The sequence below is a fragment of the Actinomadura meridiana genome (assembly GCF_039537545.1).
Taxonomy (GTDB): Bacteria; Actinomycetota; Actinomycetes; order Streptosporangiales; family Streptosporangiaceae; genus Spirillospora; species Spirillospora meridiana.
The window spans coordinates 200,059-216,146 of sequence record NZ_BAABAS010000007.1 but is presented as its reverse complement, the minus strand read 5'-3'; the positions used below and the strand labels follow the sequence as shown (position 1 = coordinate 216,146).

The following is a 16,088-nucleotide window of genomic DNA, read 5'->3' as shown; positions in this document are numbered from 1 at the left end:
CCCCACCCCAAAGCCGCCAACAAGCAAAAAGCCCCCCACGACTCGTCAATCCCACCAAAACGACCAGGAGTTCGCACCTTTGATCATTTTGGCGTACTCGCGCAACGTGCCCGCCCCCTGCTGGATGTTGTCCGGACAGAAGACAAAATGCTCAGCGGCCACATGGAGCGCGTGCTCCTCGGTCATCGGAGGGGCGGCGACACTCACATCCAACGTATCGAAACCGACCCGGACGACCCGCACCCCGAACCGGTCCTCCCAACTACGCAACATCACCGACAGGGACACGGAATCGGTGTAGTTGATCGGCCCCATCCAACCAACGACCGCCAACACGTCAGCACTACGCGCCGACGCGGCGAGCCCGATCCTCGTCCTTCCGTCGTCGAGCTCACCAGCAAGGCGGTCGGCGGCCATATCCGGCGAGCTTCCAGCCACTCCGGCCGGAGCAAGATCGGGACAGACGCGCCCAATCGGTTCGAGATACCCGAAGTCGTCGTCAGGGTCGACCTCACCGTCCTCATCGGCAGACCATTCACCCCACGCCTGCCGCATGAACTCGGCCGCGTCCTCCCGACCAACCTCGTCCACCAGCCCCGGCACCACATCCCCCGCCACCCACGGCATGGTCCGTTCACCCCTGAGGGGTTGCAGCAGCAAGGGCCACAGCCCCGAAACGGTATGCATCGCCCGCAGCCGCCGCCACAGATCCGCGGACCCCGGGCCGTCGCTCAACCAGTAGGCGGGCCGCTCGGCCGCAGGAAGATCGCGAAGTTGAAGCCCCCGGGCATTGGGCCACACCAGCCGCCCGGACGGCACCTCAGGCAGCTCAACAGAAGCACCGGAGCCTGAGAACAAGGCCTTGAGATCGCTCATGCCCGGCATGCTGACACGCGGGTCGGACAACCCGACCAGGGTCAGCGATCAACCTTCCACGCCACGTCCCGTGGAGGCACACCATAGGAAAGAATGTGCCGCTCCTGCCCTCAAGGGGCATGCTCATTCTGGACGTCGTAAAAGGCCGGATCATGTATGTCGAGGTACTGGATCGACCCTCCATGCACAATCAGCTCACCGACTAGGGCCCTTCGATCAGCTCCGCCACCGACGGGGCGTGCCGGGCGGCCATCGGAGCACGTGAGCACGTGACCACGTGCGAGTCCATATCGACCAGCGCACAGCCGCCCCGTCATCGACCTGGGTGATGACCGCTTCGTCGACGATGTGTCCCACTTCTAACGCGACAGGGCCTGGACGGGTTCGATGCGGGCGGCCTTGAGCGCCGGGTACAGGCCCGCGACGAGGCCGGTCGCGGTGCCGATCAACGGTGCGGTCAGGACCAGGAAGGGCGCGATCACCGGCGTCCAGCCCTTGAACGCCGACACCGCGACCACCACCATGACGGCGCCGCACGCGCCGAGGAGCCCGCCCCCGCTTCCTAACAGGCCGCTCTCGGCGAGGAACTGCGCGGCGATGTGCCGTTTGCGGGCGCCGAGCGCGCGGCGCAGGCCGATCTCCGGGACCCGTTCCATGACGGAGACCAGCGTGGTGTTGGCGATGCCGATGGCCCCGATGACCAGCGAGACGCCCGCGAGGACGAGGAAGAGAGAGTCGATGTCGCCCTCGATGTTCTGGCGGAGCGTGCGCGGGTCCGGCGGGACGATCGCGACCAGCCGGGACGGGTCCTGCGGGCGCAACTGGAGCGGCGCCTGGCGGCCGATCAGCTGCGCCGCCCCGGGACGCGTGTCGATCAGGATGTTCCGCTGCCCGCCGTGGAAGGCCGGGTCCGCGTCCGCCGTCCGATCCGGAATGATCACCGAGAGCAGGAAGTCCTGGTTGTGCCGCACATCGTCGATGATCCCGATGACCGTGAAGGCGGTGTCGCCGATGAACACGGCGGGCTGGTTCTCGGCGCTGTGGATGCCGAGCCGGGAGGCGACGCCGATTCCGAGGACCGCGACGGGATCGCGGCGCGCGTTGTGGCCCTCGTCGTACAGCCTGCCCGAGCGGACGCTCGCACCGGCGGCGAGCAGCGCGCCGGGGGAGGCGGCGACCAGGCTGACGCCCTCCTCGTTGTCGCCGCGCGCCTGCCGTTCGGGCGTGCGCCGCACCATCACGTCGCCCGACCCGACCGTCCAGAACACCCCTGCGGCCCGCACGCCGTTCAGGCGGCCGAGGCGGCGCTCGGCGTCCGCGGGGAACGCCGCGTCGCCGGACAGGTCGCCGTCCGGCGGGGGCCGTCCGTCCTGGACGGTGATCTCGGTCGCCTTCAGGGCGTCGAACCGGCTGCTGATCTGCGCGCCCGCCGATCCGGTCACGCCGAGGGTCGCCACGAACGCCCCCACTCCCAGTAACGTCCCGAGCGCGGTGAGCGCGGAACGGGCCCGCTTGCGGAGGATCCACGCGATCGCCTCGCCGAACAGGTCCAGGAGCCCGAGCCGGGACGCCCCTCCGGGCTCATGGACCAAGGGCCTCGCGCCGACGTCGAGCCGCAGCTCAGCGCTCGGTTCGGTGTCGGGCCGCGGCGTGGCGGCACGCCGTTCACGGCCCTGCCGAAATCTCACGCCGGAGTCCCCTCGCCAGTACTCTCGCCCTGGACACGGACGTCGGTCCCACTGGCGGCGAGGCTCCCCGCCCCAGCCGCGACGCCGCTGTCCATTTCGGTCTCGTGGAGTTGGCCGTCGCTGATCGTGATCCGGCGCCGGGCGCGGGCCGCGACATCGCGCTCATGGGTCACCACGAGCAGCGTCAGGCCGTCCTGGTTCAGCTCCTCCAGCAGGTCCAGCACCACGCCGGTCGTCCTGGAGTCCAGGCTTCCCGTCGGCTCGTCGCACAGCAGGACGCTCGGGCGTGCTGCGAGGGCGCGGGCGATGGCGACCCGCTGCCGCTCCCCTCCGGACAGCGTCCCCGGGAACGAGTCGATCCGGTGGTCGAGCCCGACCCGCGAGAGGGCCTCCCGGGCCCGCGCCGCGCGCTCCCTGCGGCCCACGGTCCCGTACAGCATGGACAACTCGACGTTCTCCAGCGCGGTGCGGTAGTTCAGTAGGTGGAACGACTGGAACACGAAGCCGATCTGCCGGCTGCGCCATGACGTGCGCCCGAGCTCCGTCATCAGGCCGACGCTCCGGCCGTTCAGCAGGTACTCGCCGCCGGTCATCCGGTCCAGAAGACCGATGATGTTCAGCAGCGTGGACTTGCCCGACCCGGAGGGGCCCGTGATGGCCAAGTGGTCGCCCGGCCGCACCGTGAGATCCGAGGGACGCAGCGCCTCCACCGGAGGCGTTCCGGGATAGGTGCGGTGGACGCCGGTCAGCGCCAGGACCGGTGTGCTCATGAACGGCCTTCGCCCACGATGACCAGGTCACCCTCGCGCGGCTCGCCCCTGGGCCCGATGAGCTCGACGAACCCGTCAATCGACATGCCCAGTTCGACCCTGATCTGGCGTTTCGTCCCGTCCTTGTCGATCGTCTGCACATATGTGGAGCCGTCGCTGTGCGCCCAGATCGCCGCCATCGGAACGACCCTGGCCTTCTCCGCCGTTCCGGACAGCTTGAACGTGACCTTGACCTCCTCGTCGCGCAGCGAGAGCGGAAGGCTGTCGCCGCCGCCCGACACCCGCACGGCGAAACTGTTGCCGTTCTTGTCCTTCGCGCGCCTCTTCACGCTGACGACCTCGCCGGTGAAACGCCTGTCCATTCCCTCGAACTCGACGGTGGCCCAGATGCCCAGTTCGACCCTTCCCGCCTCCTCCTCGGTCAGGTCCGCCTCGGCGACGAGACCGCCGTCGGTGAGGCTGAGCAATGTGCCGTCCGCCTTCTTCCCGAGGCGCGCGGAAACCTTGACGACGCGCGCCGGAAGGTCGTTCAGGAACAGCACCTCGCTCATTCCGACCTGGGGGTCGCCCTTGTCGGACCCGCCCTGCGAAGGGCTGGGCGAACTGGTCGCGGAACCCGTCCCGCTCCCGGCCTTTCCGGAACCGGACGGTGACGGGACGTATCCGCGGGCCTGGTAAAAGCGCTTCACCGCCGTGGCGGTGCTCTGCCCGAAATGGCCCGGCCGATCGTACGTCCTGTATCCGAGTCGTCCCAGCGCTGCCTGGAGCTGGCTCACGTCCCGGCCCTGCGAGCCAACCGTCAGATTGCGGAACATCGGCCCTCTCCCGCGCAACAAGAAAACGGGCCGCTGTGCCACCTCGACGGCCACCATGCCCTCGCGGACTGTCTGCCCCGCCCGCAACGGCATGCTCGTGACCAGCGGCCTTCCCTCAACGTCCGGGGCCTCGAACTCGACCGGTCGTTCGTGCGTGACGCGGATGTGCCCGCGCGTGACGAGCGTCTTCGACAGCTCCCGAAACTCCACCGGCGCGGTGATGAGCGACGCCTTCGGGGCCCGCGCGTCGGCTGCCGCCTGTTCGGGGGAGCGGACCTTCGACCCGAGCCACCAGGTCAGCCCGGAGGCCGCGACAACGCTCGCGAAAACCACGATGAGCACGCGCTTCGCGCCCGCACCGTTTGCCATCAGCTGCCGAGCAGTTTCGGGTTGACGAGTTTCTTGGCGTGGGCCAATGCGGTCTTCTCCAGTTCCCGGTACGCCAGGATGTCGGCCTGGTACTTCTTGGCCATGGCCTCCTCGTTCTTCTGCTGGATCTCGTGCTGGAGTTTCGAGAGACCGACCTGCCGGTTGCATTCCGCGTCGGCCATCGCGACGGCGATCTCCTGCCGCCGGGCCTTGGCCTTGTCTTCCGCCTTCTCGTACTCCTCGTCCGTCGCCTCGTAGGCGGCCTTTGGCGAGTCGAAATGGTAGCCGCGGCCCGTCATGCACTGCTTCCAACGGCCGACGGCCGCGGTGTAGGCGGGGTCGCCGATGGTGAGCCTGTACGCCTCGCCCGTGTAATTGACGGCGACCATGTAGACCCGCAGATATTTCGAGATGTCCCCGTAGAGGGTGCGGCGCGCCTCCGTCACACAGCCGTCCGATCCCGTCGAGACCGTGCTTCCGTCCGGCATCGTCACGTTGATCTTCTTGGTGTCGTCACCGATGTACGTCCGCTGCCAGCGGGCCTGTTCGGCTTTGGACAGCGAATCCAAATACCGCCCGTTGACGCCGACGCCGTCCAAGCCGTTCCCCTGTCCTCGGCTGGACAGTCCGTATCCGTTCGCCTTGCGCGAGGCGATGTTGTCGCCCTCCACGGCTGCCGGGTCCGGCGCCTCCCGGACGGGCGGGATCGCGGTCACGTGCTTGAAACCGTGCTTTCGCATGCAGATCGACGTCAGCTCGTTCTCCGCGATGATGAGCTGCCGCCGTTCCAGTGTCATTCCGGACTGGCTGTCACCTTTCGGCGGCGGGTCCGTTTTGCCGCCGCATGCGGTGAGTACCAGGCCGGCCGTTCCCGCCACGGCCGCCAGTCCCGCGATCTTAGACCTGAGTCCCAAAACAAGCACCTTCGACTCAAGGAGCCAGGCGAAGCCCGCGGGGGAGGCTCCACCCGTCTCAATGTGGATTAGCAATAACCCCACCCGTGGGATGAACCACGGTCCTGCGGGTTGAGCCTCCCCCAGCTCACGGCTGCGGGGATGCACCAGATCCGAGCTTTGTAGTCGTGGTAGTCGTGGACGCGAACGCCCAGCCCGGTGGTGCCATGGTTCGAGGCGGCCGAATCCTTGTTCTCGATCCAGTTGGGCCAGTTATTCTCGTAGCTCTGCGTCGTGAGGACGTCGTTGCCGCCGAAGTTGGCGTCCTCCCAGAAGCGCACCTCTTTCGGGTCGCAGGACTGATCGGCGCTCGCGGTCAGGCCCGCGCCCCCCGACATCACCGCCGTCGCCGCGACGGTCACCACCGGCACGCTGGAGAGTGGCCAGGTACTTTCGCCTTGCGCTGGCCCGGTCCCGCGATAGAGCACCAACTACTGCCGTGGGATCGGGCTAATGACTTGTGAATGCTGACAGATGGTCAACGTCCTGTAAAGGCCATTTTTGTTGGATCAGCGCATTACCGCGCAAGCACTCTCCGTCTTCCCGTGACGACAATACGACGGGGTCGCGGCCATTGACATGCGACGACATTCCACCCGCACCAGGCGGGCGAAACTCCCCTCCTCTCGCACATCCACCTGAGGGTGACGCACATCACACCAGTCGCCTGACTTGATCTGTCCGCCCGGGGTAGAGATTTCTCCCTTGAACGGACCCAACTGCCAACCGGGGGGCGGGTCGGCGGCACGCATGATCGTCCAGCGCTGCCGTGGGGCCCGCCGTCGCACGAACTGCGTCGAATGCGCTGGCGGGAGAGCACCACCCACCGGGAGATGGCTGCGCTTACCGGCATGGCCAGCTCTACCCAAGGCTTGCATGCCCAGGCCAGCCAGGTCTCAGGAAGGTCAATCATCCAGTATCCGGAACTGCTGGACGGCGATCCCCCGCAGCCTGTCGGCGAGCGCCCGCCGAGCGGCTTGGACACTGGACGATGGAGACGGCGAGGACGACAGATGCCAGGATCGCGTCGAGGCGTCAAGAAATCGCGTACTCCGGGTGATCGACGGCTCGTTTCCAGGCGGCCGCGAAGGCAAAGGCGCACAGCTTGATCGCCTCGGCGTCGTCGGTCAGGTCGTCGACAAATGTTCGCCGTCGCCTGGTCGTTACCCGGCAGAGCCAGGTCCGAGACACAGAGCTCAAGTAGCGCCCACCGCCGTCTCACCCCGCGCTACCGTGACCAAGCTGGCACCACAAAGGAAAGGCCGAACCTCCCCCGCGCACGCGGGGATGTGTTAGCGCTTCAGTTCGGAGATCAGAGCGGCGAAAGCGTGGCGCGTCACAAGAAGCTTTGGCCCGTCTGGGTCTTTGCTGTCGCGCACCGCTACTGTTCCCGGCAAGGATGCGAGTTCGACGCATTCTCCGCCGTTGGCGGTGGTGTAGCTGGACTTACGCCAGGCTGCGTTGGTCAGGTCCATTTCTCTCGTACCACCTTTTGAATCATCTCGATGGACTGGTCTACGGGTAGGGCGAGCGATCGGACGGACATCAGGTTTCTGTGGAGGGTCGCGATGTCGTCTGGATCGCTCATGCTGAGTCCGCGCGCCGCCATGTCTGCGTAGGCGATCTCGGTGCGGTCAGCCAGCGTAGCGATGGTGAAGGCCCCGCTGTTACCCACGTGCTCTCCGCGGCTCGGGACGATCTGGAGTGTTACCGTGCCTCGCTCAACCACGTAGAGCAGGTGCTCTAGTTGCTCTTTCATGATTTCGGGGCTGCCGGTGAGTCGGGTCAGGGAGATCTCGTCCTGGAGTAGCGAGAACTCCGGGGGTGGCGGGTTCTCCCTGGTGAGGATGGCTTGACGGTTGATCCGGGCCTCGACCGCAAGAAGGCCGAGGGTGGGCGGGGCCAGAATGACGGCGGACTGGGTGGTTGCCATGGTGAGGCCCAGCGCGAAACCCGTCTGGTTTGGTGGCGCGGACTCGGCTACGTAGGCGATCCACGGGCCGTACCAGCCGATTCCGAAGAACCCGAGCCAGACGAAGAGGACGGAAGCCGTTACTGGGGAATGGCCCAGTGGGGTTATCAGTGCCATCATTCCTGCGGTTACGGCCATCATGCAGGTCATGACCGTGGCGTAGCGTCCGGACTTGCGGCGGTCGCTCCAGGCCGCCAGGCAGACTCGTCCGGCGACGCCCGCTCCCTGCGCCGCCACCAGGACTAGGGCTGCGCGGCCCGCGCTTAGCGAGGCTGTCTCGTGCAGGTATAGGACGGTCAAGACGCCCACGGCGCTGTGTACCGAGATCATGCACACGCCGGACATGACGCTCTTTGCCATGGACGGGCGGCGGAACATCTGTAGGCGTGCCTTCAGTGTGGTGTGGGTTCTCGCGGCGACGCCCTTCTGGGAGATGGGCGGGCTGCGGTAGAAGGTCATGAAGGCTATGGCTCCTAAGAGTGCGACTAGGGAACCGACTCTGAGTGTCATGCGCCAGTCGAACGCGTCGGCTAGGACGGGCATCACCGCCGCAGCTCCTACCCCTGCCAGTGGGAGTCCTGCTTGACGAATCCCCATCGCCAACCCGCGCTGGGACTCGTCGAACCAGGACGCCACCGATTTGCTGCCTCCGGGCTGGACGGTGCTGTATCCCGCGCCGACCACGAGTAGGACGAGAAGCAGGGACGCATAACCGGGAGCCATACTTCCCAGCGCCAGGGCCGCTGCGACGATGCTCGCGCCCGCGCCGACGACCCACCGTTCGTTGTAGCGGTCCAGGAGTTCGCCCGCCACCAATAGACCGACCAAAGGGGCCAGTTGTGCCGCTGAGAGGAGTAGGCCCAGTTGGGCTGTGCTCAGGTGCAGGTCGTGTTCCAGGTGGACGCCCATCGCCCCGATGCTCTGCACGAAGAACGCGGACGCGGCCTGCGTGAACGTGGCGACGCCGAGGATCGTCCACCGATAGCGCAGGGCGTGGTGAGGCAGTGCCGCGACGGCCGTCACGGGCGCCAGCACAGCGCCGGGTCGGGGTGGTCGATGAAGCCGAGTTCCCGGTAGAGCGATTCGCCGTCGCGTGAGGCGTACAGGTCCACCCGGACGGCGTCCCGTTGCCGAAACCAGTCGAGCAGGCCGCGCATGATCGCGCGGCTGTATCCCCGCCGCCGGTACGCCGGGTCCGTGATCACACCGCCCAGGTGGCCGATCCGGCCGTTCCGCGAGTGCGGGGCCGGGAACCACTGCGCGATGGTCCCGATGCCACAGGCGGCCAGGCCGGTGTCGCCGTCCACGACCAGGATGTGTGCGTCGTCGTCCTTCATCTTGTCCCGCAGGACGCGGGCCAGGTCGTCCCGCCAGGCGTCGCCCGCTGACGGTGAGTCGAAGAAGTCGCCGCCGATGGTTCCGAACAAGAGCGCGCGTAGGCGGACGAGCTCCGGGATGTCGCTTTCCTCCGCCTGCCGTACCGGGGTGTCGTGGGTCATGGCATCCACCGTGATGTAATGGACTTGTGCACCTCAACCCTTACGGCGAGGATGCGGTGAAGCTCGCGGCGAAACTGGCGAACCGCCGCCCGGCATCCGGCACGGAACTCGCGCACTGCTGCCAGGCGGCGGGACTGCTGATGGACCAGCCGGTCACCCAACAGGACGTCGACCGCACGTGGGCCGTCCTCGACGAGTGGGAGAAGGTCGTCGACACGACCGACGAGCGCGAACGCGCCGCGCTGGTCAACCGGATGCTCACGGCGGCCGCGGCCCACCCGCGCCTGACCGACCACGGTGGCGGCGGCTGGCACCTGCACTACCGCGACGACGGGCAGCCGCTCGGCTCCGTCCTGTCCGCGCTGATCCCCGTCGCCACCGCGCTGCACCTGGTGGGACCGGGCATGCACCGGCTCGGACGATGCGCCGTCGACGGTTGCACGATGATCTTCGCGGACACGTCCCGCCTCGGCCGCCAACGCTACTGCTCCCAACGATGCGCCAACCGCGACGCCGTCCGCCGCCACCGCGCCCGAACCGCGCGGCCCGAACACGCGAGCGGCCCCGCCTGAGGACGGGGCCGCATGCCGTAACTCACACTCGTGTTCCACCCGCCCGCGAAACAGACGAAAGCATCAACCAATCCTCAAGCGGGTCGGCCTACGAGCCCGATCAGTCGCAGGCGGTGGACGCGGGCTCGGCCGCCAGCGCCTGTTTCTCACCGGCGGGCGCGGCCTTGAGCGCGGCGGTCAGCGCGGCGGCGTCCTGCCCGGTCAGCTGCTCCTCCAGCCCGCGTTCACCGGTGGCCTTGGCGAGGAGGGACCGGGCCTGGGCCGCGGTCTGGACACGTCCCTCCGTCTCCCCCTCGCCGATGATGTTGTGGTCGTACGGCACCTCTGACCCCTCGCCGAGACCCATCCAGCGGGCCGGTTCGGGCTCGTCGCCGGGCGAGCAGCGGGCGGGCTCCCAGGCGATGGCGAGGATGTACTGGTGTCCGACCTCCATCCGGGGGCGGTCGTTCAGCGCCATCGGGATCGCCGTCGGGTCGCCCTCGGTGAGGACGAAGCCCGCCGCGTTGTAGGTCCAACTCTTGGGCGCCGCCTTCGGAGCGTCCTTACGCGACCACAGGACCTTCGTGACCTCCATGTCGACCGTCCGGCCGATGAGGCCCTCGCCCCGTTCCGCGTCGGTCGGGTTGGCAGGGAGACGGCGCTCGGAGGCGGCGGTGACGACCACGACGTGGTCGGCGTAGGTCACCCAGTCAGTAGCGGTGGTGCTGGGCAGACGGTCATCGCCCTCGGCCACCATGACCCGTGGAGTGGCGGCCTCGGGGGCGGCGGTCGCGCCGCTCGCCTGATCGTCGTGCGGGGCGAGGACGGCCACGGCGGCGGCCAACAGACCCACCACGCCAACCCCCGCCAAGTACATGCCGCGTTTCATGGCTTCCCCTAGTAGGTGGCGTTGATGTTCGTGACGTTGTTGGCGCCGAGGTCGTTGTGACCGGTGGACGGTGTCACCAGGCAGCCCAGGCGGGAGTCGGTCCTCGACAGCCGTGGGTTGGAGTTGTCGCCGTGCTGCAACCCCACCGCGTGGCCCGTCTCGTGGCAGGACCTGGCGTAGGTGTAGTAACCGGCCCCACGGACGCGGATGAACTGCTGGTCGCAGTCGACTCCGTCCCCGCCAGCGGCGTCGCACCAGGTCGTCCCCGCGACACTGTCCGGAAGGCCGGTGGAACCCTCCTGGTAGACGATGTCGGTCTCGCCGCTCCCCTTGAACACCGGCGTCGAGTCGTAGTGGAAGGCCAGGTCAGTGGGGCGATACTCCCCGTCGATCGCGGCGTTGACGGTCTTCTTGTCCACCGCCTCCAGCATGTACTCGCCGTGACTGTCCATGTAGAAGTAGACGTCGCGGTTGTCGGTCTGGCAGGGACTGCCCTTGCGGAAACCAGTCCAGCAGTGGCTGTCGTTGACGTAGGTGGGGAACATGTTGTCGGTGGCCGCAGCCCAGCCGACCCCCACCGCGAGTGTCAGTGGAACGAGAGTGAAGGCGACCACGCCAACAAAACGTCGGCGCGTCCGCGCCCTGAAGTTCATGCGCAACTTTCGCTCCTGAGTTCGAGCAGACGTCGCCAGCATGAACGATCATGAAACCAAGATCAACACCTCGATGATCACATAATTGTCACACGACAAACAACCGGCATCTCACCCGTTACCGCCCAAGCACGACGCGTCCACCCCGGGAGACCCGGCGACGAACCGGTCAGGGCCCGTGACGCTATGGGCAGGCCTTCCAGGCGAGGTCGTAGGTCGAGCGCGTTCCGGGAATGTCCCACGCCACGCCATTGAGAAGAGAACGGTCCGAGCCCCTGGCCGCTCTCAGCTCACTGATGGAGATCAGGTCACGTAGATCGCCACAGCGCATGAAGACGAGTTGGTGGGGTGGGACCCCTGCTCCACGAGTCAGGTCGGCGAAGACGCGGTACTCAGCCCGTTCGATCGCGAACGTGTACCCCTCGGGAGCGTGTATCCGAACGGCGACCTGACAACTCTTTCGGGCGTCCGACGGAGCGGAGTCGCCGCCCGCGCTCACGTGGAACTTCGAGTGGCTGACCGTGTACCCGGTGAGCGGTTCGGACGCCGCGAGCGACGTGCCCTCGCAGTCATAGCGAGGAGTGTCGCCCACCAAGGAGACGGATGCCCCGGGTGGCGGCGGGATCAATGGGCCCGCGGAAGCCGAGGGAGCTGTCAGGGCGGATGTGAAGAGAACGAAGGCAGGGCGTTTACGGGCCGCGTCCGTGCATCCGCCCCGGCAGGCCTCAGGCGAAGGCGTGGCATTCGACTGTGGCGCGGCGTTCGGTCATGCCCTGTTGGACGGACGTGGTCACGCACGCGCGCTGCTTCTCGGTCAGCTTGGGCTGACCGCATTCGGTGGTGCTGGAGTAGGTGCGGCAGTCCTGGCGCGGGGTCTGGTCGTGGGACGGTGCGGCCGCCGCCGCGCTGCCGATCCCGCCGATCCCCAGCGCCGCGACGATGAATGCCCCGGTCACGATCCGCTTCATGCTCTCTCCCCCGTCGTCTCGCATCGTCAACGAGGGGTTACCTCCCCGGCCGAACCACCGCAAAACCCGGCAAATGGTCAAGAAAATCGACAAACGCCCAGGTCAAGCCCCGGCCCGGCGAACCGGTCGCCTGAGAAACGCGGAAGGCCGCCGCCCGCGGTGCGGGTGGCGGCCCTCCTGGTGCGCGCTGTGCGTCAGCGGTTGTACTGGCCGAAGTCGTACTCCTCCAGCGGGACGGCCTCGCCGGAGCCCTGACCGAAGGCGTACTCGGCGCCGTCGTCGTAGGAGCCGACGGAGTAGACCGCCGCCTTCGCCTCCTCGGTCGGCTCGACCCGGACGTTGCGGTACTGCGGCATGCCGGTACCGGCCGGGATGAGCTTACCGATGATGACGTTCTCCTTGAGGCCGAGCAGCGGGTCGCTCTTGGCGTGCATCGCGGCCTCGGTGAGAACCCGGGTCGTCTCCTGGAAGGACGCCGCCGACAGCCACGACTCGGTCGCGAGCGAGGCCTTGGTGATGCCCATCAGGACGGGACGGCCCGCGGCGGGGACCCCGCCCTCGGCGACGACGTTCCGGTTGCGCCCCTCGAAGATCGGTCGCTCGATCAGGTCGCCCGGCAGCAGGTCGGTGTCGCCCGACTCGAGGATGTTCACCCGCTTCAGCATCTGGCGGACGATGATCTCGATGTGCTTGTCGTGGATCGACACACCCTGCGACCGGTACACCTCCTGGACCTCCTGGACGAGGTGCAGCTGCACCGCGCGGGGGCCGAGGATGCGCAGCACCTCGTGCGGGTTGATCGCACCCGCGATGAGCTGCTGGCCGACGCCCACGGACTCGCCCTCCTTGACCAGGAGGCGGGACCGCATCGGAATCGGGTAGGCGATCTCGTCGGAGCCGTCGTCCGGGACGATGACGACCTTGCGGGCCTTCTCCGTCTCGTCGATCTTGACGCGGCCGGCGACCTCGCTGATCGGGGCCACGCCCTTCGGGACGCGGGCCTCGAACAGCTCGGTGACACGCGGCAGACCGTGCGTGATGTCGCCACCGGCCACACCGCCGGTGTGGAAGGTGCGCATCGTCAGCTGCGTGCCGGGCTCGCCGATGGACTGCGCGGCGATGATGCCGACGGCCTCGCCGACGTCCACCCGCTTGCCGGTGGCCAGGGAACGGCCGTAGCAGGCGGCGCAGACACCGATCTTGGCCTCGCAGACCAGCGGGCTGCGGGTGCGGACGCTCTCCACGCCCGCCTCCACCAGGCGCGACACGACCACGTCGGACAGGTCGGTGTCGGCCGGGAAGATGACCGTGCCGTCGACCACGACGTCCTCGGCGATGGTACGGCCCGACAGGCTCGTCTCCGAGGTGGCGGGCTTGACCAGGGTGCCGTCGGACAGCTTCTCGGCGACCTCGAACGGGATCGTGCGGTCGGTGCCGCAGTCCTCCTCGCGGACGATGACGTCCTGCGCGACGTCCACCAGGCGCCGGGTCAGGTAACCCGAGTCGGCGGTGCGCAGCGCGGTGTCGGCCAGGCCCTTGCGGGCGCCGTGCGTCGAGATGAAGTACTCGACGACCGACAGGCCCTCGCGGAAGGACGACTTGATCGGACGCGGGATGGTCTCGCCCTTCGGGTTGGAGACCAGGCCGCGCATACCAGCGATCTGGCGCAGCTGGAGCGGGTTGCCTCGGGCGCCCGACTGGATCATCATCCAGATCGGGTTGTCCTTCGGGAACGCCTTCTCCATGTCCACCGCGACGTCCGCGGTGGCCTTGTTCCAGATCTCGATGAGCTCCTGCTTGCGCTCGTCGTCGGTGATCAGGCCGCGGTTGAACTCCCGCTGCACCTTCTCCGCGCGCTGCTCGTAACCGCCGAGGATGTCCTGCTTGCCAGGCGGCGTGATGACGTCGGCGATCGCGATCGTGACACCGGACCTGGTCGCCCAGTGGAAACCGGTGCTCTTCAGCGCGTCCAGCGCGCCCGCGACCTGGACCTTCGGGTACGTCTCCGCCAGCTCGTTGACGATCGCCGAGAGCTGCTTCTTGCTGATCTCGTCGTCGACGAACGGGAAGTCGTCCGGCAGCGTCTCGTTGAAGATGGCGCGGCCGAGCGTGGTCTCCAGCCGGTACGGACGGCTGGGCTCGTAGCCCTCGGGCGCGATCCACTCCCGCGGCGGCGGGACGTCCTTCAGCCGGACCTGGATCTTCGCCTGGAGGTCCAGCTCGCCCCGGTCGTAGGCCATGATCGCCTCGGCGATCGAGGCGAACGAACGGCCCTCGCCGGTCGCGCCGTCCTTCTGCGTCGTCAGCCAGTACAGGCCGATGACCATGTCCTGGGTGGGCATGGTGACGGGCTTGCCGTCCGACGGCTTCAGGATGTTGTTCGTCGACAGCATCAGGATGCGCGCCTCGGCCTGCGCCTCCGCCGACAGCGGCAGGTGCACGGCCATCTGGTCACCGTCGAAGTCCGCGTTGAACGCGGTGCAGACGAGCGGGTGGATCTGGATGGCCTTGCCCTCGACCAGCTGCGGCTCGAACGCCTGGATGCCGAGACGGTGCAGGGTCGGCGCCCGGTTCAGCAGCACCGGGTGCTCGGTGATGACCTCTTCGAGGACGTCCCACACCACCGGGCGGGCGCGTTCGACCATGCGCTTGGCGGACTTGATGTTCTGCGCGTGGTTGAGGTCGACAAGCCGCTTCATCACGAACGGCTTGAACAGCTCCAGCGCCATCTGCTTGGGCAGGCCGCACTGGTGCAGCTTCAGCTGCGGGCCGACGACGATGACCGAACGGCCCGAGTAGTCGACGCGCTTGCCGAGCAGGTTCTGGCGGAACCGGCCCTGCTTGCCCTTCAGCATGTCGGACAGCGACTTGAGCGGACGGTTGCCAGGACCGGTGACCGGACGGCCGCGGCGGCCGTTGTCGAACAGCGCGTCGACGGCCTCCTGGAGCATCCGCTTCTCGTTGTTCACGATGATCTCGGGCGCGCCGAGGTCGAGCAGCCGCTTGAGCCGGTTGTTCCGGTTGATGACACGCCGGTACAGGTCGTTCAGGTCGGACGTGGCGAACCGGCCGCCGTCGAGCTGCACCATCGGGCGCAGGTCCGGCGGGATGACCGGGATGCAGTCCAGCACCATGCCGAGCGGGCTGTTGCGGGTGTTGAGGAACGCCGAGACGACCTTCAGCCGCTTGAGGGCGCGGGCCTTCTTCTGGCCCTTGCCGGTGCGGATGATGTCGCGCAGCCGCTCGGCCTCGGCGTCGAGGTCGAAGTTCTGGAGCCGCGCCTGGATGGCCGCGGCGCCCATGCCGCCCTCGAAGTACTTGCCGAACCGGTCGCGCATCTCGCGGTAGAGCAGCTCGTCGCCCTCAAGGTCCTGGACCTTGAGGTTCTTGAAGCGGCTCCACACCTCGTCGAGACGGTCGAGTTCACGCTGCGCGCGGTCGCGCAGCTGCTTCATCTCCCGCTCGGCGCCGTCGCGCACCTTGCGCTTCTGGTCGGCCTTCGCGCCGGCCGCCTCCAGCTCCGCCAGGTCGCCCTCCAGCTTCTGCTGGCGGGCCTCGACCTGCGCGTCGCGGGCCTGCTCGATCTGCTGGCGCTCCACGGAGATGTGGGCCTCCAGCGTCGGCAGGTCACGGTCGCGCCGCTCGGCGTCCACGCTGGTGATCATGTAGGCCGCGAAGTAGATGATCTTTTCGAGATCCTTCGGGGCCAGGTCCAGCAGGTAGCCGAGCCGGGACGGGACGCCCTTGAAGTACCAGATGTGCGTGACGGGCGCGGCCAGCTCGATGTGGCCCATCCGCTCACGGCGCACCTTGGCACGGGTCACCTCGACGCCGCAGCGCTCACAGATGATGCCCTTGAACCGGACGCGCTTGTACTTGCCGCAGTAGCACTCCCAGTCGCGGGTCGGGCCGAAGATCTTCTCGCAGAAGAGCCCGTCCTTCTCCGGCTTCAGGGTGCGGTAGTTGATCGTCTCCGGCTTCTTGACCTCGCCGTGCGACCACTGGCGAATGTCGTCAGCGGTCGCCAGGCCGATGCGTAGCTCGTCGAAGAAGTTGACGTCAAGCAACAGAATTCCCCTTGAGTT

The 16,088-nt window shown here is 67.6% G+C and carries 15 protein-coding genes; 1 reads left to right on the top strand and 14 read right to left on the bottom strand.

The window, feature by feature from the left end; genetic code table 11:
• Positions 1-45 precede the first annotated feature (45 nt).
• The 9 genes from ABD808_RS18985 to ABD808_RS18945 all read right to left on the bottom strand — a co-directional run bounded on the left by ABD808_RS18985 (position 46) and on the right by ABD808_RS18945 (position 8,942).
• Positions 46-876 (bottom strand): DUF4253 domain-containing protein, encoded by an 831-nt coding sequence (locus ABD808_RS18985; protein WP_344898439.1) that lies wholly within the window; start codon positions 874-876, stop codon positions 46-48.
• A 359-nt stretch (positions 877-1,235) separates the two neighbouring features.
• Positions 1,236-2,564: an ABC transporter permease gene (locus tag ABD808_RS18980; protein WP_344898437.1), complete on the bottom strand. Its 1,329-nt coding sequence runs from the start codon at positions 2,562-2,564 to the stop codon at positions 1,236-1,238.
• Complete coding sequence (locus ABD808_RS18975; protein ID WP_344898435.1) at positions 2,561-3,334, bottom strand: ABC transporter ATP-binding protein; 774 nt, start codon at positions 3,332-3,334, stop codon at positions 2,561-2,563. Before ABD808_RS18975 ends, ABD808_RS18980 begins: the two co-directional genes overlap by 4 nt.
• Positions 3,331-4,491, bottom strand: coding sequence for a peptidoglycan-binding protein (locus ABD808_RS18970; RefSeq protein ID WP_344898433.1), 1,161 nt, complete (start codon positions 4,489-4,491; stop codon positions 3,331-3,333). Before ABD808_RS18970 ends, ABD808_RS18975 begins: the two co-directional genes overlap by 4 nt.
• A 26-nt stretch (positions 4,492-4,517) precedes the next feature.
• Complete coding sequence (locus ABD808_RS18965; RefSeq protein WP_344898431.1) at positions 4,518-5,315, bottom strand: hypothetical protein; 798 nt, start codon at positions 5,313-5,315, stop codon at positions 4,518-4,520.
• Between the two features lie 185 nt (positions 5,316-5,500).
• Complete coding sequence (locus ABD808_RS18960; RefSeq protein WP_344898429.1) at positions 5,501-5,833, bottom strand: peptidase inhibitor family I36 protein; 333 nt, start codon at positions 5,831-5,833, stop codon at positions 5,501-5,503.
• A gap of 930 nt (positions 5,834-6,763) precedes the next feature.
• Positions 6,764-6,946, bottom strand: a complete 183-nt coding sequence (locus tag ABD808_RS18955) for a DUF397 domain-containing protein (protein WP_344898426.1) — start codon at positions 6,944-6,946, stop codon at positions 6,764-6,766.
• Positions 6,937-8,466 (bottom strand): MFS transporter, encoded by a 1,530-nt coding sequence (locus ABD808_RS18950; protein WP_344898424.1) that lies wholly within the window; start codon positions 8,464-8,466, stop codon positions 6,937-6,939. Before ABD808_RS18950 ends, ABD808_RS18955 begins: the two co-directional genes overlap by 10 nt.
• The gene (locus tag ABD808_RS18945) at positions 8,463-8,942 is read right to left on the bottom strand and encodes a GNAT family N-acetyltransferase (protein WP_344898422.1); all 480 of its coding nucleotides are present in this window, start codon (positions 8,940-8,942) and stop codon (positions 8,463-8,465) included. The genes ABD808_RS18950 and ABD808_RS18945 overlap by 4 nt, the downstream gene beginning before the upstream one ends.
• Before the next feature lie 26 nt (positions 8,943-8,968).
• On the opposite strand from ABD808_RS18945, the gene ABD808_RS18940 reads away from it, so the two are divergent.
• Positions 8,969-9,514 carry a CGNR zinc finger domain-containing protein gene (locus tag ABD808_RS18940; protein ID WP_344898420.1) on the top strand — a complete coding sequence of 182 codons (546 nt, stop codon included), beginning with the start codon at positions 8,969-8,971 and terminating at the stop codon, positions 9,512-9,514.
• 100 nt (positions 9,515-9,614) lie between these two features.
• On the opposite strand, the gene ABD808_RS18935 is transcribed toward ABD808_RS18940, so the two are convergent.
• From ABD808_RS18935 to ABD808_RS18915, 5 genes are all read right to left on the bottom strand, one after another.
• Positions 9,615-10,382, bottom strand: coding sequence for a hypothetical protein (locus tag ABD808_RS18935; RefSeq protein WP_344898418.1), 768 nt, complete (start codon positions 10,380-10,382; stop codon positions 9,615-9,617).
• A gap of 8 nt (positions 10,383-10,390) precedes the next feature.
• Positions 10,391-11,035, bottom strand: coding sequence for a hypothetical protein (locus ABD808_RS18930; protein ID WP_344898416.1), 645 nt, complete (start codon positions 11,033-11,035; stop codon positions 10,391-10,393).
• 184 nt (positions 11,036-11,219) lie between these two features.
• The gene (locus tag ABD808_RS18925) at positions 11,220-11,627 is read right to left on the bottom strand and encodes a DUF4360 domain-containing protein (protein ID WP_344898414.1); all 408 of its coding nucleotides are present in this window, start codon (positions 11,625-11,627) and stop codon (positions 11,220-11,222) included.
• Positions 11,628-11,760: 133 nt separating this feature from the next.
• On the bottom strand, positions 11,761-12,003 hold the full coding sequence (locus ABD808_RS18920; protein ID WP_344898412.1) for a hypothetical protein: 243 nt from the start codon (positions 12,001-12,003) through the stop codon (positions 11,761-11,763).
• Between the two features lie 194 nt (positions 12,004-12,197).
• On the bottom strand, positions 12,198-16,070 hold the full coding sequence (locus ABD808_RS18915) for a DNA-directed RNA polymerase subunit beta' (protein WP_344898410.1): 3,873 nt from the start codon (positions 16,068-16,070) through the stop codon (positions 12,198-12,200).
• Positions 16,071-16,088 lie beyond the last annotated feature (18 nt).